This window comes from Brevibacterium sp. HMSC08F02 (assembly GCF_001807555.1).
Classification (GTDB): domain Bacteria; phylum Actinomycetota; class Actinomycetes; order Actinomycetales; family Brevibacteriaceae; genus Brevibacterium; species Brevibacterium ravenspurgense.
In genome coordinates, this window is record NZ_KV789347.1 from 1 (window position 1) to 20,674 (window position 20,674).

Annotated in this window: 22 protein-coding genes; 1 reads left to right on the forward strand and 21 read right to left on the reverse strand. The window is 63.7% G+C overall.

Features of this window, described 5'->3' with window-relative positions:
* Positions 1-111 precede the first annotated feature (111 nt).
* A complete protein-coding gene (locus HMPREF3172_RS10505; RefSeq protein ID WP_157452705.1) occupies positions 112-261 on the forward strand; it encodes a hypothetical protein in 150 nt (49 codons plus the stop codon).
* A gap of 98 nt (positions 262-359) precedes the next feature.
* Here HMPREF3172_RS10505 and HMPREF3172_RS03320 read toward each other — a convergent pair whose 3' ends face one another.
* The 21 genes from HMPREF3172_RS03320 to HMPREF3172_RS03420 form a co-directional block, all read right to left on the reverse strand.
* Entirely contained in the window at positions 360-1,562 is a 1,203-nt protein-coding gene (locus HMPREF3172_RS03320) for an acetyl-CoA C-acyltransferase (RefSeq protein ID WP_070424762.1), read from the reverse strand.
* A 64-nt stretch (positions 1,563-1,626) separates the two neighbouring features.
* Positions 1,627-2,376 (reverse strand): SDR family oxidoreductase, encoded by a 750-nt coding sequence (locus tag HMPREF3172_RS03325; protein WP_070515403.1) that lies wholly within the window; start codon positions 2,374-2,376, stop codon positions 1,627-1,629.
* Positions 2,377-2,533: 157 nt separating this feature from the next.
* Positions 2,534-4,045: a ribosome biogenesis GTPase Der gene (der, locus tag HMPREF3172_RS03330; RefSeq protein ID WP_070515405.1), complete on the reverse strand. Its 1,512-nt coding sequence runs from the start codon at positions 4,043-4,045 to the stop codon at positions 2,534-2,536.
* A complete protein-coding gene (cmk, locus tag HMPREF3172_RS03335; protein ID WP_061944359.1) occupies positions 4,038-4,700 on the reverse strand; it encodes a (d)CMP kinase in 663 nt (220 codons plus the stop codon). Before cmk ends, der begins: the two co-directional genes overlap by 8 nt.
* On the reverse strand, positions 4,697-5,785 hold the full coding sequence (locus HMPREF3172_RS03340) for a prephenate dehydrogenase (RefSeq protein ID WP_070515407.1): 1,089 nt from the start codon (positions 5,783-5,785) through the stop codon (positions 4,697-4,699). The genes cmk and HMPREF3172_RS03340 overlap by 4 nt, the downstream gene beginning before the upstream one ends.
* Positions 5,782-6,606, reverse strand: coding sequence for a pseudouridine synthase (locus HMPREF3172_RS03345; protein ID WP_070515409.1), 825 nt, complete (start codon positions 6,604-6,606; stop codon positions 5,782-5,784). Before HMPREF3172_RS03345 ends, HMPREF3172_RS03340 begins: the two co-directional genes overlap by 4 nt.
* 59 nt (positions 6,607-6,665) lie before the next feature.
* Positions 6,666-7,211, reverse strand: coding sequence for an SMC-Scp complex subunit ScpB (gene scpB / locus HMPREF3172_RS03350; RefSeq protein ID WP_070515411.1), 546 nt, complete (start codon positions 7,209-7,211; stop codon positions 6,666-6,668).
* A gap of 1 nt (position 7,212) precedes the next feature.
* The gene (locus HMPREF3172_RS03355) at positions 7,213-8,094 is read right to left on the reverse strand and encodes a segregation and condensation protein A (RefSeq protein ID WP_370919338.1); all 882 of its coding nucleotides are present in this window, start codon (positions 8,092-8,094) and stop codon (positions 7,213-7,215) included.
* Positions 8,091-8,927, reverse strand: a complete 837-nt coding sequence (locus HMPREF3172_RS03360) for a ParA family protein (RefSeq protein ID WP_231864047.1) — start codon at positions 8,925-8,927, stop codon at positions 8,091-8,093. Before HMPREF3172_RS03360 ends, HMPREF3172_RS03355 begins: the two co-directional genes overlap by 4 nt.
* Positions 8,928-9,002: 75 nt before the next feature.
* The gene (locus HMPREF3172_RS03365) at positions 9,003-9,935 is read right to left on the reverse strand and encodes a tyrosine recombinase (protein ID WP_070424754.1); all 933 of its coding nucleotides are present in this window, start codon (positions 9,933-9,935) and stop codon (positions 9,003-9,005) included.
* 1 nt (position 9,936) lies between these two features.
* Positions 9,937-10,572: an NUDIX domain-containing protein gene (locus tag HMPREF3172_RS03370; RefSeq protein WP_070515415.1), complete on the reverse strand. Its 636-nt coding sequence runs from the start codon at positions 10,570-10,572 to the stop codon at positions 9,937-9,939.
* Entirely contained in the window at positions 10,565-11,668 is a 1,104-nt protein-coding gene (locus HMPREF3172_RS03375) for a glycosyltransferase family protein (RefSeq protein WP_070424752.1), read from the reverse strand. The genes HMPREF3172_RS03370 and HMPREF3172_RS03375 overlap by 8 nt, the downstream gene beginning before the upstream one ends.
* Before the next feature lie 26 nt (positions 11,669-11,694).
* The gene (locus HMPREF3172_RS03380) at positions 11,695-12,615 is read right to left on the reverse strand and encodes a copper transporter (RefSeq protein WP_070515417.1); all 921 of its coding nucleotides are present in this window, start codon (positions 12,613-12,615) and stop codon (positions 11,695-11,697) included.
* 6 nt (positions 12,616-12,621) lie between these two features.
* Entirely contained in the window at positions 12,622-13,452 is an 831-nt protein-coding gene (gene steA, locus HMPREF3172_RS03385; RefSeq protein ID WP_070424750.1) for a putative cytokinetic ring protein SteA, read from the reverse strand.
* A gap of 4 nt (positions 13,453-13,456) precedes the next feature.
* Complete coding sequence (recN, locus tag HMPREF3172_RS03390; protein ID WP_070515418.1) at positions 13,457-15,166, reverse strand: DNA repair protein RecN; 1,710 nt, start codon at positions 15,164-15,166, stop codon at positions 13,457-13,459.
* Positions 15,159-16,085 carry an NAD kinase gene (locus tag HMPREF3172_RS03395; RefSeq protein WP_070424748.1) on the reverse strand — a complete coding sequence of 309 codons (927 nt, stop codon included), beginning with the start codon at positions 16,083-16,085 and terminating at the stop codon, positions 15,159-15,161. The genes recN and HMPREF3172_RS03395 overlap by 8 nt, the downstream gene beginning before the upstream one ends.
* Positions 16,082-16,969, reverse strand: a complete 888-nt coding sequence (locus HMPREF3172_RS03400) for a TlyA family RNA methyltransferase (RefSeq protein ID WP_070515420.1) — start codon at positions 16,967-16,969, stop codon at positions 16,082-16,084. The genes HMPREF3172_RS03395 and HMPREF3172_RS03400 overlap by 4 nt, the downstream gene beginning before the upstream one ends.
* On the reverse strand, positions 16,966-17,145 hold the full coding sequence (locus HMPREF3172_RS03405; protein ID WP_061944304.1) for a hypothetical protein: 180 nt from the start codon (positions 17,143-17,145) through the stop codon (positions 16,966-16,968). Before HMPREF3172_RS03405 ends, HMPREF3172_RS03400 begins: the two co-directional genes overlap by 4 nt.
* Positions 17,142-18,125, reverse strand: coding sequence for an HAD-IIA family hydrolase (locus tag HMPREF3172_RS03410; RefSeq protein WP_070515422.1), 984 nt, complete (start codon positions 18,123-18,125; stop codon positions 17,142-17,144). The genes HMPREF3172_RS03405 and HMPREF3172_RS03410 overlap by 4 nt, the downstream gene beginning before the upstream one ends.
* Complete coding sequence (locus tag HMPREF3172_RS03415) at positions 18,122-19,519, reverse strand: tetratricopeptide repeat protein (RefSeq protein ID WP_070515424.1); 1,398 nt, start codon at positions 19,517-19,519, stop codon at positions 18,122-18,124. The genes HMPREF3172_RS03410 and HMPREF3172_RS03415 overlap by 4 nt, the downstream gene beginning before the upstream one ends.
* A gap of 68 nt (positions 19,520-19,587) precedes the next feature.
* A complete protein-coding gene (locus HMPREF3172_RS03420) occupies positions 19,588-20,604 on the reverse strand; it encodes an NAD(P)H-dependent flavin oxidoreductase (RefSeq protein ID WP_070515426.1) in 1,017 nt (338 codons plus the stop codon).
* Positions 20,605-20,674 lie beyond the last annotated feature (70 nt).

A 20,674-nucleotide genomic window follows, 5' to 3' on the forward strand; every position in this document is an offset into this window, starting at 1 on the left:
CCCGGGTCAACGCACTCTAGAACCGGAAGAGCCGAATAAGGTCAGTACCTCACAGGCGAAGCCGTCGTTGAAAAACCATCACCGGGCGAAACAGTCGTCAGCGGCAATAATGTGATCGTCGATGCCAGCGGCGAAGAAATGTACGACATAAACGACTTCCTGACATTCTTCTATCGTTGGGTCTTCTTCTCGATTTTCTGCGGAACCCTGCTGACGCTGCACGGATTCCTGCCAAAAGTGCGCACCGGGGCAAAGGACTGACAAAGTGCGCCCCGGATCTTTTCCAAGATCCGGGGCGCAGCTGCTGTGTTCAGAGTGAGCCGGATGAGTCGGTGAGGCTCATTCACCCTGCTTGCGCGTTAGGCAACTTCGAACAGACCAGCAGCACCCATACCGCCGCCGACGCACATCGTGACGACAACGTACTTGGCTCCGCGGCGCTTGCCCTCAAGCAGAGCGTGGCCGGTGAGACGAGCGCCGGACATGCCGTACGGGTGGCCCACCGAGATCGCTCCTCCGTTGACGTTGAACTTCTCCGGGTCGATGCCAAGGCGGTCACGGCAGTACAGAGCCTGCACCGCAAAGGCCTCATTGAGTTCCCACAGGCCGATGTCGTCAACTGTCAGGCCGTGCTGCTTCAGCAGTTTGGGAACCGCGTAGACCGGCCCGATGCCCATTTCGTCCGGATCCAGTCCTGCAACCGCTATGCCGCGGTAAATGCCCAGGGGCTCAAGCCCACGGCGGGATGCTTCTTCTGCGGACATGAGGACGGAGGCCGAAGCGCCGTCGGACAGCTGTGAAGCGTTGCCGGCGGTGATCGTCGGGTTGTCGGAGTAGTCCCCCGGCGGCAGAACGGGGTTCAGTCCCGCCAGTCCTTCCAGTGTGGTGGAGGGGCGGTTGCCCTCATCGTGCTCCAGGACGGTTTCGACTTCGGAGATCTCCTTGGTCTCTTTGTCCTGGACGAGCTTGACCGATGGCAGCGGAACGATCTCGTCGTCAAAGCGTCCGGCTTCCTGTGCTGCGGCGGTGCGCATCTGCGACTGGTAGGAGTATTCGTCCTGCGCTTCGCGGGACACACCGTAGCGGGCGGCGACAACCTCGGCGGTTTTCAGCATCGGCATGTAGAGGTCCGGCTGGTGCTCGGCAAACCACGGGTCGCGGGAGCGGTACTGGTCGGCGAAGTGTTCGTTCTGGACCAGCGAAATCGATTCGACTCCTCCGCCGACGGCGATGTCGAAGCCGTCGACGATGATCTGCTTGGCCGCCGTGGCAATCGCCATGAGGCCGGAAGCGCACTGCCTGTCGATTGTCATACCGGCAACCGAGGTGGGAAGGCCCGCCCGGATGGCTGCCTGGCGGCCCAGGTTGGTGCTCTGAGCGCCGTGCTGGACGGCCGCACCGAGAATGACGTCGTCAACCTCAGGGCCTTCCAGGCCTGCTCGCTGGACCGCGTGCTTAATGGCGTGGCCGGCAAGCTCCTGCGGCATGGTGTTGTTGAAAGCACCCCGGTAGGCCTTGCCAATCGGTGTGCGCGCTGTCGAAACGATGACTGCGTCTGTCATGTGTCCTCCTGTGTGGGATGGGGGTCAGCCGCGGGCCTGTGGCGTCAACCGCGGGCCTGTGGCGTCAGCCGCGGGGGCCGCCAGCGACGTAGAGAACCTGACCGGACACGAAGCCGCTGGCTTCCGAAGCGAAGAAGGCCGCAGCGTTGGCGATGTCCTCGGGCACCCCGCCGCGTCCCACCGGGATGGTGCTGACAGCCTGTTCAACGAAGGACTCAAAGTCCATGCCGACGCGTTCGGCGGTGGCCTTCGTCATGTCGGTCTGGATGAATCCCGGAGCAATAGCGTTGGCGGTCACGCCGAACTTGCCGAGTTCAATCGCGTAGGTCTTCGTCAGTCCCTGCACGCCGGCCTTTGCGGCCGCATAGTTCGACTGACCGCGGTTGCCGAGAGCCGATGTGGAGCTCAGCGAGATGATGCGGCCGAATTTTTCCGCCACCATGTACTCCTGGCAGGCCTTCGTCATGAGGAAGTTGCCCTCCAGGTGCACGGCAAGCACCTTCTGGAAGTCGCTCAGCGGCATCTTGAACAGAAGATTGTCCAGAATGATGCCGGCGTTGTTGACCAAGACCGTGGGTGGGCCGAGTTCGTCAGCGGTTTTCTTCACCGCCGCCTGCACCTGTTCTTCATCCGACACGTCAGCTCCGATGCCGATGGCTTCGCCACCTGCCGCCTTGATCGCCTCAACTGTGTCGCGTGTGTCTTCTTCCTTCAGGTCGAATACCGCGACCTTGTGTCCATCAGCGGCGAGGCGTTTTGCTGTTGCCGCGCCGATTCCGCGGGCGGCTCCGGTGACGATTGCTGTGCGTGCCATAGATCATTCCTCCTGGTGGTTCTGCGTCTTTGCTGAAAACCTGGTGCGCTTCCTTTTCTACCGCTCAGTCAGAACTTTCCGCAAGAGGCGTCCACAAGGCAGAAAGGGCCGGTGGGACGCTCATGGTCCCACCGGCCCCTTCTGCGGCAGCTGAAGCTCAGCGCTTCTTGCGCTTTTCGCGAATCCGCATGGTGATCTCAATCGGAGTGCCTTCGAAGTCGAAGACCTCCCGCAGGCGCCGCTCGATGAACCGGCGGTAGCCGGGATCGAGGAAACCGGTGGTGAACAGAACGAACTTCGGCGGCCTGCTGCCGGCCTGAGTTCCGAACAGGATGCGCGGCTGTTTGCCGCCCCGAAGCGGGTGCGGGTTGGCCGCGACAAGCTCAGCCAGGAACGCGTTGAGCTTGCCGGTGGGAATGCGGTTCTCCCAGCTCTCAAGTGCCGTTTCCATGGCCGGGACCAGCCGTTCGACGTGCCGGCCCGATTCGGCGGAGATGTTGACGCGCGGAGCCCAGCTGATGTGGCCGAACTCGCGTTCGATCTCACGTTCCAGGTTCCACCGGCGCTCATCGTCCAGCAGGTCCCACTTGTTGAACGCCACGACGAGGCCGCGTCCGGCGTCGATGACATTGCGGATGATCTTCATGTCCTGGTCGGAGATGACCTCGCTGGCTTCCAGCAGGACCACCGCGACCTCAGAGCGCTCAAGCGCGGTCTGGGTGCGCAGTGAGGCATAGAACTCTGAGCCGCTGGCGTTCTTCGAGCGCTTGCGAATGCCTGCGGTGTCGATGAAGCGCCACTGCCGCCCGCCGAGCTCCACCAGTTCATCCACGGGGTCACGTGTGGTGCCGGCTTCGTTGTCGACGACCACCCGCTTGTGGCCGACGATCTTATTCAGCAGCGAAGACTTGCCGACATTTGGTCGGCCGACAAGAGCGACGCGGCGCGGTCCACCGCGTTCCATGGCCTGGTCGATCTGCGACTGTTCGGGCAGGATCTTCAGAACCTCATCGAGGAGGTCTGCCACACCGTTTCCGTGCATGGCGGAAATAGGGTGCGGCTCCCCCATGCCCAGTGACCACAGTTCTGCCGCGCTCAGCAGATCTTTGTCGCTGTCAACCTTGTTCGCAGCGAGCAGGACGGGCTTCTTGGTGCGGCGCAGCATGCGCACAATGTGTTCGTCAGTTGCCGTCACACCCGTGCGAACGTCCACGACGAGGACGACGGCGTCGGCAAGCTCAACGGCTGCTTCAGCCTGTTCGGCAATACGGGAGGCAATGCCCTTCGAGTCGATGTCCCAACCGCCGGTGTCAACGAGCGTGATTTTGCGGCCGGCCCACTGCGCGGGGTAACTCACTCGGTCACGCGTGACTCCGGGGATGTCTTCCACAACAGCTTCGCGGCGGCCGAGAATTCGGTTGACGAACGACGATTTGCCCACGTTCGGGCGGCCGACAATGGCCAGCACGGGTGCTGGGCCGTCGTCTTCGTCCTCATCGTCAAAGCCTGCGCCATAGGCGTTGAGCAGGTCCGCGTCTTCGTCTTCGAGGTCGTATTCCTGCAGTCCGGCCAGCAGCGATTCGGCGCGCTTCTGCGCGTCGTCATCGCTGATTTCGCTGATCCGGCGGGCGAAATCATCGTCTTGGGTTCCGGTGTACTCCTCAGCCACGCGCCGCCTCCACCAGGTCGAGGACTGCCTGCACGGAAGCTTCGAAGTCGATGTCCGAGGTGTCGAGTGTGTGCACGCCGTCTGCCGCGGTGAGGAAGCTCGTGGTCTTCGAGTCCTTTTTGTCGCGGCCGATGACGTTTTCGGCGGTCGCCTTCATCGTCGCTTCGTCAACGCTGCCGTGCAGCTGCTGGGTGCGGCGGGCAATGCGGACTTCATCGCGTGCGGTCATGAGGATGCGCACTTCGGCATCCGGGGCGACGACGGTCGTGATGTCGCGGCCTTCGACGACGATGCCGGGTTCGGCCGCGTTGATGATCTCGCGCTGCTTTTCGATCAGTTCGGCCCGGGCATCGGGTACAGCGGAGACGATCGTGGCGTTGGAAGTCACTTCGTCGGTGCGGATTTCCTCGGTGACGTCGATGCCGTCGACCTCGATGTAGAAGTTCTTCGGGTCCGTTGAGATTTCGAGGTCGCAGCCGCGGATCTGCTCGACGACATCGCCGGGTTCTTCAACGCCGCGGTTGAGGCACAGCCACACGACGGCGCGGTACATGGCACCGGTGTCGAGGTAGCCGAAGCCCAAACGCGAAGCGGATTCGCGCGAAACGCTCGATTTGCCGACTCCGCTGGGCCCGTCAATCGCAACTGTGGTCATGCTGTTCCTTCTTGTTCGAGTGCGGCTTCGGGCAGGCGCCAACCGCGCTCCCGCAGGCCGCTGATGAGGTCGATTTCACTTGCCGGGAGGACTGAAACGTCAACGGAGCCCAGTTTAACGCCCGTGGCGTGGTCCATTCGCATGTCTTCGATATTGACGCCGAGTTCGCCGATGTCCGCAAACAGACGCGCCAGGGCACCCGGGGTGTCGTCGACGACGACCGTGACGACGGAGTATCGGGTGGGTGCGGAACCGTGCTTGCCAGGGATCCTGTCGCGCCCCTCGTTGCCCGCCGCGAGTGCTCCGGCGAGCGCAGCATAGGCGCCGGGCCCCAGGTCAAGCGCGCGGATGACGGTGTCGAGGTCGTTGCGGAGGCCTTCGAGGACGGTGCGGATTTCAGCCGCGTTGCCGGACAGAATCTGGGTCCACAGGCCGGGGTCAGAGTCTGCGATCCGCGTGGTGTCGCGCAGGCCCTGACCGGCCAGGGCGATCCCGTCTGCCGGCATGTCGCGCAGCTGGGCTGCCATGAGCGAGGCGACGACCTGCGGGGCGTGGGACACTCGCGCGACCGAGGAATCGTGGAAGTCGGGGTCGAGGTGGATAACGGCTGCTCCGACCGCTTCGGCTATATCGACGATGTGGTCCAGGCGCTCTTTCGGGGTGTCTTCATCAGAGCAGACCACCCAGGGGCTCGCGGTGAAGAGGTCACCGCGGGCTGCAATAGCCCCGGACTTTTCGCGTCCGGCCATAGGGTGAGAGCCGATGTAGCGGTCGAGTTCGCGTTCACGGGTCTGTTCGCGCACCTGGGCGAGAATGGCTCCCTTGACGGAGGCCACGTCGGTGACTGTTGCCCGCGGCCACGTGCGCAGTGCTGTGACGATGATGCCGGCGCACACGTCCGGCGGTGCGGCAACGATGACGACGTCCGGGTCGGTGGGGTTTTCGCGGGTGCCCGCCCCCATGTCGGCGGCCAGGTTGACCGCGGTCGGCGACAGGTCTTCCAGCGTCACCCGGTGCCCCGCGTTAGTCAGGGCCAACCCGAGCGATGTGCCCAGCAGGCCAGTGCCGATGATGTGGACGTTCACATCTTCACCGCTTCGAACAGCGCGCCGATTTCGTCTGGCCGCAGCGAGCGGACTTTGCCCTGTCGCTGCTCGGCCAGTTCAATGGGTCCGAACTTCGTACGGACCAGACGGATGACCGGGTTGCCGACGGCGTCCATCATGCGACGGACAATGCGGTTGCGGCCTTCGTGCAGCACGATTTCGACGAGCGAGACACCCTGAACGGTTTCGATCAGCTTGAAGCTGTCGGCGTGGGCCAGACCGTCATCGAGTTCGATTCCGTCGCGCAGGCGAGCGCTGACGTCTTTGGCGATCGAGCCGCGCACCTGAGCCAGATAGGTCTTCGGGATTTCGTAGGAGGGGTGCGACAGGCGGTTGGACAGTTCACCGTCGTTGGTCAGCAGGAGCAGGCCCTCAGTTTCGTAGTCCAGTCGACCCACGTGGAAGAGCCGCTCGGGGCGGTCGCCCACGTAGTCGTCAAGGTTTTTGCGCCCCTCCGGGTCGCCCATGGAGGAGACAACCTTCCGGGGTTTGTTGAAGGCGAGGTACACCTTGTCGGTGTGGGTGGTGATCGGCATTGCATCAACTTCGACGCTCTGCTTGTCCGGATCGATGCGGGTGCCGAGTTCGCGCACCTGCGTGCCGTCAACCGACACGCGACCGTCGACGATCAGCTGTTCGCACGAACGGCGCGATCCGAGACCGGCATCTGCGAGCACCTTCTGCAGACGCACACCGTTGCTTGCGTGCACATCACGCGACGGCTGGTGGCGTTCGGCGCGCTTGCGACGCGAGGGCCTTTTCGATGGGTGGCCAGGAAGGCGAGAGTCTTTCGTGCTCATGTTCCCCATTGTCGCAGAGGCTGGGCCGGCTGTGCCCAGTGAGGCCCCGCCGGCGGGCCTCAGTCGTCGGCGGGGACGTCTTCGGGCAGATAGGGGGCGATGTCCGGAAGCTGGTCGAGACTGTCGATGCCCATTGATTCGAGGAACACCTGTGATGTCACATATTGGCGTGCTCCCCCAGCGTCGTCGCTGTCGACCTCGACGATGAGTCCGCGCATCAAGAGGGTGCGCACAACCCCGTCGACGTTGACGCCGCGGATGGCGGAGATTCGCGCCCGGGTGACCGGCTGGGCGTATGCGACGACGGCAAGGGTTTCCAGCGCCGCCTGCGACATCTTCGATGATTGGCCTCGCACGAGGAAGCCCTTGACGTTGTCGAACTGCTCTTCGCGCGAACTGATGCGCCATCCGCCGTTGGATGCCCGCAGCTGAAACCCTCGGCGAACGGAGCCGTTCAGACCGTCATAGTCGGCAGCCAGATCAGCCAGCGCTGTTTCGACCGAGGCTCGGTCGATGCCGAGTCCCTGGGCGAGGTCGTCGGCAGTGAGCGGTTCAGCGGAGATCATGAGCACCGCCTCGAGAGCTTCGTACCAGTGTTCGCGCACGTCAGTCCTCCCTGTCCGATTCCTCGTCTTGTTCTGATTCGCCCAGGTCGGCGCTGCGCAGTTCGTCACCTGAGGCCGCGGCAACCACGCTCAGCGGCCCCAACGGGGTGTCCTGATGCAGATCGCACAAGTGGGCTTTGAAGAGTTCGAGCAGCGCGAGGAAGCGCGCAACGACGACGAGCGTCGTTTCGGCACCGGCCGCCAGTTCCGCAAAGTCAATTCGCCCGCGGCTGGCCAGCTCTCCCAGGATGACGGAGCGCTGTTCGGCAACGCTGACGTGTTCGAGGTGGAGGTGGTCGACTGCCACGGCAGGCGGGGTGTGGTCTCGGCTGATGGCCGTGGCGTAGAGGGCCGCGATGACTTCCGGGGTTGCTGTGAACTCAAGAGGCGGAAGGATGTCGCGGAACTTCTCTTCGAGTTCGGGGGTGCGCGGGATCCGCATGCCCGCCGCGGTCATCTGTTCGCGGAACAGCAGGGACACCTGTTTGTAGGCGCGGTACTGCAGCAGGCGGGCGAACAGGAGGTCGCGGGCTTCAAGAAGTTCGAGGTCGAGCTCGTCTTCCATTTGCCCCTGCGGCAGCAGGCGGGCTGTTTTGAGGTCGAGCAGAGTTGCTGCCACCACGAGGAAGCTTGAGAGCTGTTCGAGCCCCTCCGTGGTTGACGCGTGGTCGGTGTCGCGCAGCTGGTTGGTGAAGGCCAGGAACTCGTCAGTCACCTCGGCTAAGGCGATGTCGGTGATGTCCAGACGACGTTTGGCAATGAGGTCGAGCAGGACGTCGAAGGGTCCCGTGAAGACGTCGAGCTCAACCGTGAACCCGCCATCGGCACCGTCCGCACCGTCTGCGGCTTGTGCGGGACCGGGGGTTTCGACCGTGTCGATCAGGGTGCGCCCCCGCGGGCAATGAGTTCGCGGGCGAGTGTCCGATAGGCCTCGGCACCGCGGTGAGACGATGCGAACGATGTGATGGGCTCAGCTGCGACGGACGCGTCGGGGAACTTCACGGTGCGGTTGATGACGGTTTCGAAGACCTTGTCCCCGAAGGCTTCGACTACGCGCTGCACAACTTCCCGCGAGTGCAGGGTGCGGGTGTCGAACATGGTGGCGAGGATGCCGTCGATTTCGAGTGCCGGGTTGATCCGCTCCTGCACTTTTTCGATCGATTCGACCAGGAGTGCGACACCGCGCAGGGCAAAGAATTCGGTTTCCAGGGGAATGATGACCCCGTGGGCTGCTGACAGCGCGTTGACGGTGAGCAGACCCAGTGAGGGCTGGCAGTCCACCAGGATGACGTCATATTCCGGGGCGAGTTTCTGCAGAGCGCGATCGAGTGCGCGTTCGCGGCCGACTTCGCCGACCAGCTGCACTTCTGCGGCAGAAAGGTCGATGTTTGCCGGCAGCACGTCGATGCCCTCAACGTCGGTGCTCTGGACGACGTCGTGCGGGTCCAGGCGGGAGTTCATGAGCAGGCTGTAGACGCTCTGGTCAACGCTGTGCGGGTTGATGCCGAGCCCCACCGAGAGTGCTCCCTGCGGGTCGAAGTCCACCAGCAGCACGCGCCTGCCGTATTCGGCCAGCGCAGCACCCAGGTTGATCGAGGTGGTGGTTTTGCCGACCCCGCCCTTCTGGTTGACGATCGCGATGATCCGCGCGGGACCGTGCTGTTCAACCGGCGGTGGGACTGGAAAATCAGTCAGCGGACGTCCAGTGGGCCCCATTTCGGGGACATCGATGTCGATTTCCTGCTGGTTGTCCACACCACTCACCTTTCTCTTTGCTGCTGTTCTTCTAGCCTACCGCGCCCGGGGGTGGGCTGATGCAAATACTTCACGCAGGGACTGCACGGTGACCTTGGTGTAGATCTGCGTGGTCGACACCGAGGCGTGCCCCAGCAGCTCTTGCACCGCACGAATGTCCGCACCGCCTTCCAGCAGGTGCGTTGCGCACGAATGCCGCAGGCTGTGGGCCGTCACACCGGTCAGTCCCGCGGTCTCTGCGGCAGTGCGCACCGCCGCCCACGCGGACTGGCGGGTGAGCCTCCCGCCCCTTTGGTTGATGAACACGGCCGCGGTGCTGCCGCGGCTGAACGCGGTCCGCCCGCGGGTCAGCCAGGCACCGAGCGCGTCAACTGCGTGACTGCCCAGCGGCACGATCCTCTCTTTGCTGCCCTTTCCGTACAGGCGCACAGCACCGCCGTCGAGGTCGAGGTCGTCAATGTCGATGCCGACCGCTTCGCTGATGCGCGCCCCGGTTGCGTACAGCATTTCCAGAAGGGCCCTGGAGCGCAGGCTCACCGGGTCATCGCCCGCGGTTGCGGCAATCATCGATTCGACTTCGAAGACTGTCAGTGCCTTCGGCAGCCGGCTGATGTCCTTCGGCAGCTGAACGTCGACGGTCGGGTCGATCCGACCAGGCGCCTCTGCAGCATAGAACGCGTGGAACCTGCGCAGAGCGGACAGCGCCCGCGCTCGTGACGATGCCGCTGCTCCCCTTTCGGCGAGAACTTCCGAATACCGGCGCACCACCTCGGGGTCGACCTGCGCGAAGTCCCTCAGCCCCTCGTCGTCCAGGAACCGCAGATAGTCAGCCAGGTCCCGGGCGTAGCCGTCGATGGTGTTCTGTGCCAGGCCGCGCTCCAGGCGCAGCATCGTCAGGTACTCCTCGGTGGGCTGCCGCAGGGCGCGCGGTGCATCGTCCGGGAGCAGCTGTGCTCCTCGTCTGGCCATATCAGCCGTGCAGGTGGCGGTATGCGGGCCACGCGCAGTCGGCCGGTCGCAGACCGGACCATCCGCCGGCACGCGATGCGTGGGCGTGCAGGATGGCCAGCTGCGCGGTGGCGTTGCCGATCCTGCCCTCACGGACCGCCTCGAATGCCTCACCCAGCGGGGTCCAGCGCAGCACGAGGCCGGCCTCTTCGCCTTCGCGCACAAAGTCCGAAGCGTCCTCGGCTAGGTCACGGGCCAGGTAGATGCGCAGAACTTCGCTCAGACCGCCGGGCGAGCTGAGCTGGTCGGCAAGAACCGCCCAGGAGCCAGCCTGGAGGTCAGCTTCTTCGCTCAGTTCGCGCTGAGCGGCCAGCAGCGGATCTTCACCCTGCACATCGAGCAGACCGGCTGGGATCTCCCAGTCGCGCTGACGGACGGGATGCCGGTACTGCTGGATGAGGAGGATCCGGTCGTCGTCATCGACTGCGGCAATGCCGACCGCTCCCGTGTGGTCGACGAAGTCCCGAGTCAGACCGGCTGCTTCCGGCAGGTCGACCGTTTCCCGGCACACGTCCCACACGGCACCGCGAAACACGACTTCCCGCCCGTGGGTCGGATAGTCGACCAGCTGATCAGCCAGCTGTGGTCGTTCAGGCATTGAGGGTCTCGGCGTACGCGTAGAGTTCCAGCAGCGTTTCGACCAGGTGGTCCCGGTTGCCGCTGCGGACGCGTTTGCGCAGCGCGAAGCCGTCGCTGATCCGGTCGGCGGGGCTGCCCGCGTAGCTTGCGATCGCCTGGCCGATTTCGTCTGCCGTGTTGGCGACCGTGGCGTGCGGGCCGTAGGCCCTGGCCAGGCGCTCATTGCCGACCACGATGGTGGCTTTGCCGACGTTCATGACGTCGTCGGAATCAAGGCCGGTCATGCGGGCAGACGCAATGACGATGTCTGCGGCATTGACGACGTTGACGGCGTCTGAGGGTGCTGCAACCGTGACGTAGTCCAGGGCGTGGGAGAGCTTTTCGAGGTGCGAACGGACTCCGCCGCGGCCGGTGAAGACAACCCTCCAGCGGCGGTCGGACTGGGTCTTGTCAAGCGCGACGATCGCTTCGACCACCTCGGTCAGTTCCACGGTGTCTTTGGCTTCGATCGGCACGGCGATGACCATGCGGCCGTCATCGGCGGACAGGCGACGGCGCATCTTCTTAGCGGACACGTTCGGACGTGGGAAGCCCTGATCGTCGGTGCGCACAAGCTGGGCCCGTTCAGCGACGGCGACGTCGTCTTCGTAGTCGGCAACAACCCGCTCCGTGGTGCCGAGAACCGCGGTTGCAGTGCGGGCGACAATCGAGTGCTGCGCGCCGAAGAGGGAATCGTCTTCGTCACGGCCGACGGTTGCGATGATCGGCGGGTGCATCCTGGTAGGCAGACCGGTCAGACCGAGACCGGCAAGCACGGCCGCGTGCCGACCGTGGGCGTGGACGACATCAATGTGCCGGTAGATCTTGTGCAGGCGAAATGCCGAGGTGCCCGCTGACAGGTCAAACGCTGACGGTCGGGCGGGAATGTCGATGTGCCGCAGCTGTGGGTGCTGGGCGCTCAGGGCCTGGAATACTTCTGCCCGCGAGGCAACCGCAACCCGGTACCCGCGTTCGAGTTGGCCGGCGATGATGGTCGCGGCGGTGTCGGCAATAGGCGAAGACGCCTCGGTCAGAACATGCAGAATGCGCTTCTGCGGGGCCAGCGTGTCGCTCACGTGTAACTCCTTCTTCCCTTCCAAGACTACTTCTTCATACCGGGGTACAGTTCTTCGGCGCGCTGGCCGAAGCCGTAGGCGGCGGGTTTTCCGCCGTCGATGAGGTCTGCTGTCGCCAGCACCGTGATGACGGCGCCCGCGCTGGTTTCAATGCCGTCGACGGTTGTTCCCGTGCGGTCTGACCTCAGCTGGTGGATCAGCCCGCTGTTGCCCAGCGGTCCAGCAACTACGAGCGGCAGTGTGCCCTGCATTTCTCGGATCGCTTCGATGTAATCGCCGGTGTCTTCGGCGGGCTCAGCTGTTTCCCCTTCGCGTGCCTGTGCCACAGCGGTCCCTTCGCCGGCGACAAAGACAAGCGCGTCGACTTTGCCCGCCTTGCCGCCGGTGATCCGGCCGTGGTCGCGCAGGATCTTCAGGACGTCTTCTGCTTCCTCTTCCGACAGCGAATCGGCTGCGCTGCCAACACCCCATACTTCGGTCAGTGCTCCGGCGACTGCCTGCGTGGGGTCTTGAAGGCCCGCATCCACATATTCGCGCAGGCTCTCGACCAGGTCGCCCTGCGGATCTTCCGCCGAAAATGTCGTCTTGGTGAAAGTGCCACCGTCAACGACTTCTGCGCCCGCGGCTGTCAGCTGCTGCTCGAGCCTGCGCACATCTGCGCCGGCGGCTTCTTCTGCGCGGATGATCGAAACGGTGTGGTCACGCATTTTGCCGTTGATGAGGTCCGGTGCGTTCGCTTCGACGAACTCGTTGAGGCTGCTGGTTTCCTCACGGCTCTTATCGAGATCACCGCGCAGGTTGTCACGGTCCTCGCGCAGTGCCTGCACTTGGTCCTGAAGGGACTGGCCGATGGGTGCTTTGAGGGGGCCTGCGCCCAGCACAATCCCAACAGCGAGCGCCAGGAACACCGAAAACAGGGAAACCAGATGGTAGCGGAAGTCGATCACGGGTTCTCAGCCTTGGATAACGGACGGTAGATGGGTGTGAAGCAGTGCGTCGGAGCGTGGGCTCCCGCCTCCGAAGAGTCCGAAGAAGCCGTCGAGCTGCGCGGCGATGAGCTCCAGCAGAAGGCGCCCGGACTCGGTGGCCGCCAGAGCTGCGGCGAGCGCCAGCAGGCCGGCCAGGGCGAGCACCAGCAGCTGCCAAGATCCTGCGCGCTGCCGATAGAGCAGCGACACTCCCTTGGCGTCGACGACGCGTGACCCGAGGATCATGCGGACCACATATGCCGACGGCTGGCTTTCAGCACCAGCGTGGGCGTATTCGATAACGGCCGGTGAGCCCACGGACACGATGAGCGGCGCTCCGAGGGCATCCGCCAGCAGAAGTCCCGCGTCTTCGTTTGTTCCGGCGGTTTTCAGGACGTCGTAGTGCAGTCCCTCTTTTTCCAAACGCTGGATGCCCTCGGCCGGGCGGTCTGGACCGTAGTGGGCGATGAGCACAGCGCCGGACAGAAGCGGCGAATCGCCCACGGCGTCGAGGTTGCCGATCACAATGTCGGGGCGGTGCCCGGCCTCGAGCAGCGCGTCGGCGCCTGCGTCAACGCCGATGAGCAGCGGACGGTATTCCCGAATGTAGGACTTGAGCATTGCCAAGTCCTCTTTGTAGTTGTACCCGGCGGATACGACCAGCGCTTGGCGTTTGAACATCGATTTGGGGATGTCCGGCAGGTCGAGTGCGCTGAAGAGGAGGTCGGGATGAGCGTGGACGAACGTCGCCATGTCGTCGACGAGGTCGGCGATGATCCCGCCGTGCCCTTTTTCAACAGATTCTGCAGTGTCCACGGGTCTATTCTTTCACGCCGTTGAAGGAGGATTTTTCCTGCGCGGCGATCGCCAGGAGTTCGTCTGCGTGTTCGCGTGCCGAATCGGATTCGGCCAGGCCGGACAGCATGCGTGCCAGTTCGTGTTCCCGTTCGTCCCGGCTGAGCACGGTCACTCCGGAGACGACGCCTTCTCCGGCGTCGTCCTTGGCAACCGTGACGTGGTTGTCCGCCCACGCGGCGACCTGCGCCAGGTGAGTGACGACGATGACCTGCGAGTGCCCAGCCAGCTGTGCCAGGCGTCGACCGATTTCAATGGCGGCCCGGCCGCCGACTCCGGCGTCGACCTCGTCGAAGACAAACGTCGGGAACGCCACACTGCGGGCCATGACCACTTCGATGGCAAGCATGACGCGCGACAGTTCACCGCCGGAGGCGAGTTTGCCGATTTCGCCGGGCACGGTCGATGAGTGAGCGGCGAACAGCAGCGACACGCTGTCGCAGCCGTGGGCGGCCGGTTCGGCTTCTTCGATTTCGAAGGTGATCGACGCCTTCGGCATGGACAGCGCGGCGAGTTCAGCACCGACAGCCTGTGAAAAGCCGTCCGCGGACTTCTTCCGCTGTTCGGTCAGCTGCGCGCCCTTCTCGAGCATGTCCGCTTCGGCGGCTTCGACCTGCGCATCCATTGTTGCGAGGCTTTCACCGGCTTCGCGCAGCCGCAGGAGTTCCTCACCGGCCTGTGTTTCAAACGCCAGAACCGCCGAGGTGTCCTCACCGTAGGCGGACAGGGAGCCGAGGTCTGCACGCCGCTGTTCGATGTCTTCGAGTGACCTTTCGCCGAGCTCGTCAAAGCCGGACAGGTATTCACTCAGTCGTGCCGCCCGGTCTGACAGCTGCAGACCCAGGTCGGTCAGAGCCGAGGCGTGCTCCGTGAGGGTTTCATCCGCTGCGGCCGCCTGGTTCAGCTGTGCGGCGGCCGCATTGACCTGGTCAACAGCATTGGCGGCGTCGTCCCAGTCGGCACCGGTGAGTGCCGCCTGGGCCACCGCGACTGCGGTTTTGAGTTCGTGAGCCGAAGCCAGCCGGTTGGCAAGGGCGGTCAGTTCGGCGTCTTCGCCCTCGAGCGGCCGGACTTCCTCAATCTTTTCGAGCGCGGTTTCCAGGAACTCAATCCGCTGTGCTCTTTCGGTCGAGGTGGCGGTAAGTTCGGCGTGCTCTTCTTTTAGGGAGGTCCACTTGGCGTAGGCCGCGGAGTAGGCATCGCGCACCTTGGCAAGTTCGTCACCGCCGTAGCTGTCGAGCAGTTCGCGCTGCCGGGTGCGGCTGCGCAGGGTCATCTGCTCGGACTGGCCGTGCATGGATACGAGTTCCTGGCCGATGTCTGACAGCAGGCCGGCCGGAACGGTGCGTCCGCCAGCGGTTGCCCGAGCACGACCGGACGCGGGAATTGTCCGAGTGACGATGAGTTCGCCTTCAGCTTCCCCGCCGGCGTCTTCGACTCGCTCAGCAACTGCGGGCTGGTTGTCGATATCGAAGATTCCCTCAACAACCGCTTTGTCTTCTCCGGCGCGCACAACGTGGCTGCCGCTGCGAGCGCCCAGCAGGAGGTCAAGGGCGGTGACGAACATCGTCTTGCCAGCCCCGGTTTCTCCCGTGACGACTGTCAGACCGGGAGAGAGCTCCACCTCGGCGGCCTTTATCACCCCGAGGTTCTCAATGCGCAGAACCTCAATCATCGCGGGCCCCCGGTCCGCGCCAGCCGGCGACCGGCAGCTGGAATTTGGCGACCAGACGGTCGGTGAACACGCCCTTGTTCAGGCGTGCCAGCGGCACCGGGACGGCCGAGCGGCGAGCTTCCACGCGTGCACCTTCCGGCAGGTCGAAGCGGAAGCGCCCGTCGCAGAAAAGGACAGCCCTTGTGCCGGGTGTAACGGGCTGGAATTCCACGCCCAGGGTTGAGGACGGCGACACGACCAGCGGAGTGGAGAACAGCGCGTGGGCTGAAATCGGCACCATGAGGAGCGCTTCGACGTCCGGCCAGATGATCGGCCCGCCGGCCGAGAACGCGTAGGCGGTCGAACCGGTCGGGGTGCCCATGATTACACCGTCGCAGCCGAATGACGACACGGGACGGCTGTCGACTCCGACAACCACTTCGATCATCGAGGCGCCACGGTCTTTTTCCACGGTTGCCTCATTGAGCGCCCAGTCTTCGTGGATCACCTCGTCGCCGAGGGTGACGGTGATGTCGAGGCTCATGCGCTGTTCGACGACGTAGTCGCGGGCGATTGCGGCTTCGACGGTGTCGTGGAGGTCTTTGCGTTCGGCTTCTGCGAGGAAGCCCACGTGGCCCAGGTTGATGCCCATGATCGGCACGCCGGTGCCGTGGAAGTGAGATGCTGCGCGCAGGATCGTGCCGTCCCCGCCTAGGACCATGACGAGTTCGGGGCCGGTTTCAGAGTCGAGTTCAGCGAAGTCGCTGAGGACCTCAATGCCGGTCAGATCCAAGTCGCCATAGGACGACAGGCTGGCGTATTCGCGCTGTGCGATCACCGGCGTGATTCCGCGGTCGATCAGGCTTGCGCACACAGTCTGCGCAGCCGCGCGGGCACTCTTGCGGTGCGGATGCACCACGACGACGATTCTTCGATTCACCGAGCCTCCTTGCCACCCAAACTATCAGCCCGGTTGCCCTCCCGCTCTGTTCGAGCGGGGGTGGTCAGCGGGTGCTCGGCTCCCGTGCGTATGTGCTCGGCAATGCTGGCAAGGTCGAGGCCCTCCCCCGCCGAGGTGGAGCTCAGGGGCCGCTGTGTCTGCCCCGTGTGCGCCCACAGGAAGTATTCGATATTGCCGGTCGGTCCCGGCAGTGAGGATTGAACGATCCCGCGCACGTGAGCTCCGAGACCGGTGACGTGTTCTGCAACGGAGCGCACAGCTTCGGCACGGTCCTGCGGATCGGTGACCACGCCGTGTTTGTCCAGGGCGCTGCGGCCGGCTTCGAACTGCGGTTTGACCATGAGCAGAAGATCACCGTCGGTGTTCTCCAGCAGCGGACGGGCAATGAGGGTCAGCGAAATGAACGACACGTCGGCGACAGTCATCTGCATCTTGTGACCGTCGAGCCAGTCCTCCGTGAGCTCCCGAAGATTATGCTCTTCGAGGCTCGTCACCGCCGGGTTTTCGCGGAGACTCGAGTCGAGCTGGTCCGTGCCGACGTCGACCGCCCAGACATGCTCGGCGCCTCGTGACAAAAGGACCTGAGTGAAGCCGCCCGTGGACGCTCCCGAGTCCAGGCACTTCAGTCCGGTGGCATCAAGTGCGAAGGCGTCGAGCGCGCCGATGAGCTTGTGAGCCGAACGAGCAACCCAGGGATCTGCGTTGTCCACGGTGATGTCGGCAATGTCACTGACTGGGACAGAGGGTTTGGTGGCGATCTTGCCGTCGACCGCGACCCGGCCGGCGCGGATTTCGCGTTGGGCTCGGTTGCGGGAACGGACCAGGCCGCGCTCCACGAGGGCGGCATCCAGGCGAAGCGTCATGATGCGCGCGCGTCGAGAATCGATTCGATGCGGTCAATCAGCGCTTCTGCGGCTTCAACCGCTTCTGGTGTTTCCGCGCTGAGAATCTTATCGAGCGCCGCCCGCAGGTTGTGCTCCTCGCGGTCCGGAGTGGGAGGCGGCTGCGGTTTCGCGCCGGGTGTCGTGGAGCCAATCATGCGAAGCGCTCCGGAAGGGTTCCAGCGTCCAGCGGGCGATCGAGGTGCGCAGACAGAGCGAGAGCCGCGGCTGTGGCGTGTGCGTTTGGTCCCGAGTGAACGATGCGGTCGTCTTCTACGTGCACGCGGGCTTCGCCGCACACGGCGGTCTCACCGTCGCAGCGGACGGCCGGGATGTCTTCGACGGCGGCGCGGACTGTGGCAATCGACGCGGTAATGACGTCGGGCTGCTGGCTTGGCGGCAGTGCCAGGGCCGAGTGGACGGAGTCGACGCCGGTGAGCACGAGGGCTGTCCGCATACCGGCTGCTTTGCCCGCAGCGATGTCGGTCGCGATCTGATCGCCGACCATAACGGTGTCGCTCATGTCCTGGGCTTGTGCTGCAAGAGTGAGCATGGTGGCTTCGGGTTTGCCGAACACCTCGGGATCGATGCCCGTACATTCCTGCACGATGCGCACAAAAGAGCCGTTGCCCGGGAAGAACCCGGTTTCTTTCGGCAGGCGGAGGTCAGGGTTGGTTGCACAGAACTTCGCGCCGGCGCGCACCGCGGCGATTGCGCAGCACAGATCGATGTTCCCAACATCAGCGGCAAGCCCCTGAAGAACAGCGTCAACTCGCTGCCTCTGGCTGTCGAGTTCGTCGACGAGGCCAGCAGTCGGCAGGACGGGTTCGAGGCCTGTCCGCTCCACACAGGCGGCGAGGAATTCGCTGCCGACGATGAGCACACGAGAACCCGCTGGCAGCACCTCGGACAGGGACTGTGCTCCCGCAATGGCGGACGTCATGACCTGACTGTCGGCAATGTCGACGCCGAAGCTGCGAATGTGCTCAGCCATTGCAGCGTTGGAGCGCGAAGCGTTGTTCGTGACGAAGGCGATGGGACTGTGAGCGGCGAGTTCGCTCAGCGCCGCACCGGCCCCGGGAATCTCCGCTTGGCCGGTATAGACAACACCGTCGAGGTCGAAAAGCCAGCCTGTCACAGGTCAAACATGGGAGGAGTGTCTCCCGGCTCCGGCTCGTCGTCCACGCTCGGCTGGTGCTTGGCTTCGGCGTCCGCGGTTTCCGGCTTTTCATCGGCTTTTCGCTGTTCCTGAGCAGCGTCGATGTCGGCCATGATTTCGGCCATTTCCTCGTTGATTTCGTCTTCGAGGGTGTTGCCTTCGGCCACAGGAACAGGCCCATCGTCAGCGGGCGCTCCTTCAGACTTGTCGTCCCCCACGGCTGGTCCGGCTTCCTCGTCTTTCTCTGTCCCAGCATCGCGCAAGTCTGAGTCAGCCGAAACGTCTTCAGCAGGTTCAGTGCCCGCGGATTCCGCGTTATCAGACGCCTCCTCGGCCTGCTCGTCTTCGGCGGGGTCTTCTTCGGTCTGCTTGTCGTCGGCGGCTTCGTCTTCGAGTTCTTCTTCGATGACGATGATGTCGACTTCTTCAGAGGCATCGGTCAGGCCGGTGCGTTCGGCGGTGACCTGAGCGAGTTTGTCGTACTTGTCCGCGGTTTCGCTGTCGCCGCTGACGCGCAGCAGATCTGCGTAGGCCTGCAGCAGGCGGATTGCGCTTGCTGGTTTGTGCCCGGTGAATCCGACGTCTTCGATCGTCTTGCGGGCCGTTTCAAGGTCACCCAGGTCGGAGTGAGCTCCCGCGGCGACGATTGCCAGTTCGAGCCAGATGTCTTTGCTCAGATCATTGCGATTGGCATCCGCGAACATGTCGATTGCCTTTTGGGGCCTGCCGCGGCCGCGTTCGGCATCGGCGATGACCGCGAGGTTGTCTTTTGAGCCGGTGATCCGCATGTGCGTGCGAAATTCGCGGGAAGCTTCGTCGTACAGGCCCTTGTGGTAGGCGACGAGGCCGAGTGCTTCACGGGCTGCACCGATTCGGCCTGCGCTGCGTGCGGCGGCTTTTGCGTGTTCGTAGGCCTGGTCGAGGTCAACGTCGAGAAGGAAGCCTGCAGCAACGATGTGCTTGGCGGTCCGTTCCGAGTTTTCCGCACTCAGGCCGCGCAGTTCGCTTTTGACGTGGCCGGGGAGTTCTTTTCCTGTGATGCCCTCAGGGATGGGAGGGGCATTGAAGCGTGGACGGTCGTCACGCTTTTTGGGGCGACGGTCCGAGCGCTTATTGTCTTTGAAGCGCGGTTTTCCGTCCCACTTCTTCCGACGGTCACCATCGCGACGCTCACCATCCCAGGAACGACCGTCACGGCGGCGGTCACCGTCCCACTTCTTCCGACGGTCACCATCACGACGCTCACCATCCCAGGAACGGCCGTCGCGACGGTTGTTCTTGCGCTCAGTTCCGGAATCACGGCGCTGGAAGCGGCTGCCGCGGTCTGGACGGCGTTCGCTGCGCTGTCCGTCGTGTGATGATGAATTCGCCACTGTTCTCCCCTATTGAAATCTGCAGGCTACAGTCTATCGTGGACGCGCTTACCAGCTAGTTTGAACGTTCAGAAACCGTGTGAGTTCAGATACTCCGAGAATTCGCGCACGATTTCGGCCGCGCTCTGTTCCCTACATTCGGCCCATCCAGTTCCAGCCCACAGGTTCTGCCAAGCGGCGTCATCGCCAGCTGCCGTCTTCAAAGAACCGACCAGGGTGTTCACCTGTGGGTAGCCGATCACGGCTTCAGAATCAAAGCGGTCAATGAACTCGTTGCGCAAACCCCTGGCTGGACGTCCAGAGAATGCACGCGTCCGTGTGGTTTCGGTGTAGGTGTCTTCTATGAGAGCACGGCGGTGGCAGGGTTTTGTCCCAGCCTCGTCGCTGGTGAGGAACCGAGTTCCGATCTGAACTGCGTCGACACCTCGATCCAGAAGGATTGCTGCGTCTGCGGGCGTCCCGATGCCTCCGGCCGCAACAAGTGGAAGGGTGACTCTGCTGCGAGCTTCGTCAATAAACGCTGCCAAAGGGAGCGTGCTCGGTTCGGCCGATTGGTCAAACTGTGCGCTGTGGCCGCCGGCCTCCGGACCCTGAAGAATCAGGAAGTCCGCTCCGTTTGCCTCAGCTTTGAGTGCTTCAAACGGGGTGGTGACGGTGATGCCGACGCGAATACCGACGGACTGAAGAGAAGAAACGACACTCGTGTCAGGAAGCCCAAACGTAAAAGTGCAGTAGCCAGGTTGGCGCTGCAGAACAATATCGACCTTCGCGTTAAAAGAATCGTCCGTGAACGAGGGAACAGCTGGCAGGTCTACACCAAGCTCGGCAAATGCTGGCTGCAGAGCATTTCTGTAGAAATCGAGATCTTCGTCCTTGGGGTGGTGCGACTCCGGAACGAAGAGGTTCACGCCAAACTGCCGGTCGCCGACATCGACAATCTGCTGGTCAAGGGACTGTGGGCTCAGATACCCGCCGGCTAAGAAGCCGAGAGCCTCAGCGTCACAGACCGCTTTGACCAAAGACGGTGTCGCCGGTCCGCCAGCCATAGGGGCTTGGATGATCCGAGTCGAAATAGCTGTGGCCATGAGGTAACACTACATAGCGTGCTGGATGATTTCAGCAGAAATGGGTGAAGGCCCTGCAGGTGCCCCGGGG

Coding starts and splice junctions, on each gene's coding strand:
- recN (WP_070515418.1), bottom strand. CDS start 15,166: ATGATTGAGGTTCTGCGCATTGAGAACCTCGGGGTGATAAAGGCCGCC.
- HMPREF3172_RS03325 (WP_070515403.1), bottom strand. CDS start 2,376: ATGGCACGCACAGCAATCGTCACCGGAGCCGCCCGCGGAATCGGCGCG.
- HMPREF3172_RS03405 (WP_061944304.1), bottom strand. CDS start 17,145: ATGATTGGCTCCACGACACCCGGCGCGAAACCGCAGCCGCCTCCCACT.
- HMPREF3172_RS03345 (WP_070515409.1), bottom strand. CDS start 6,606: ATGAGCACGAAAGACTCTCGCCTTCCTGGCCACCCATCGAAAAGGCCC.
- HMPREF3172_RS03370 (WP_070515415.1), bottom strand. CDS start 10,572: ATGCCTGAACGACCACAGCTGGCTGATCAGCTGGTCGACTATCCGACC.
- HMPREF3172_RS03365 (WP_070424754.1), bottom strand. CDS start 9,935: ATGGCCAGACGAGGAGCACAGCTGCTCCCGGACGATGCACCGCGCGCC.
- HMPREF3172_RS03360 (WP_231864047.1), bottom strand. CDS start 8,927: ATGGGGCCCACTGGACGTCCGCTGACTGATTTTCCAGTCCCACCGCCG.
- HMPREF3172_RS03420 (WP_070515426.1), bottom strand. CDS start 20,604: ATGGCCACAGCTATTTCGACTCGGATCATCCAAGCCCCTATGGCTGGC.
- HMPREF3172_RS03320 (WP_070424762.1), bottom strand. CDS start 1,562: ATGACAGACGCAGTCATCGTTTCGACAGCGCGCACACCGATTGGCAAG.
- HMPREF3172_RS03400 (WP_070515420.1), bottom strand. CDS start 16,969: ATGACGCTTCGCCTGGATGCCGCCCTCGTGGAGCGCGGCCTGGTCCGT.
- cmk (WP_061944359.1), bottom strand. CDS start 4,700: ATGACCACAGTTGCGATTGACGGGCCCAGCGGAGTCGGCAAATCGAGC.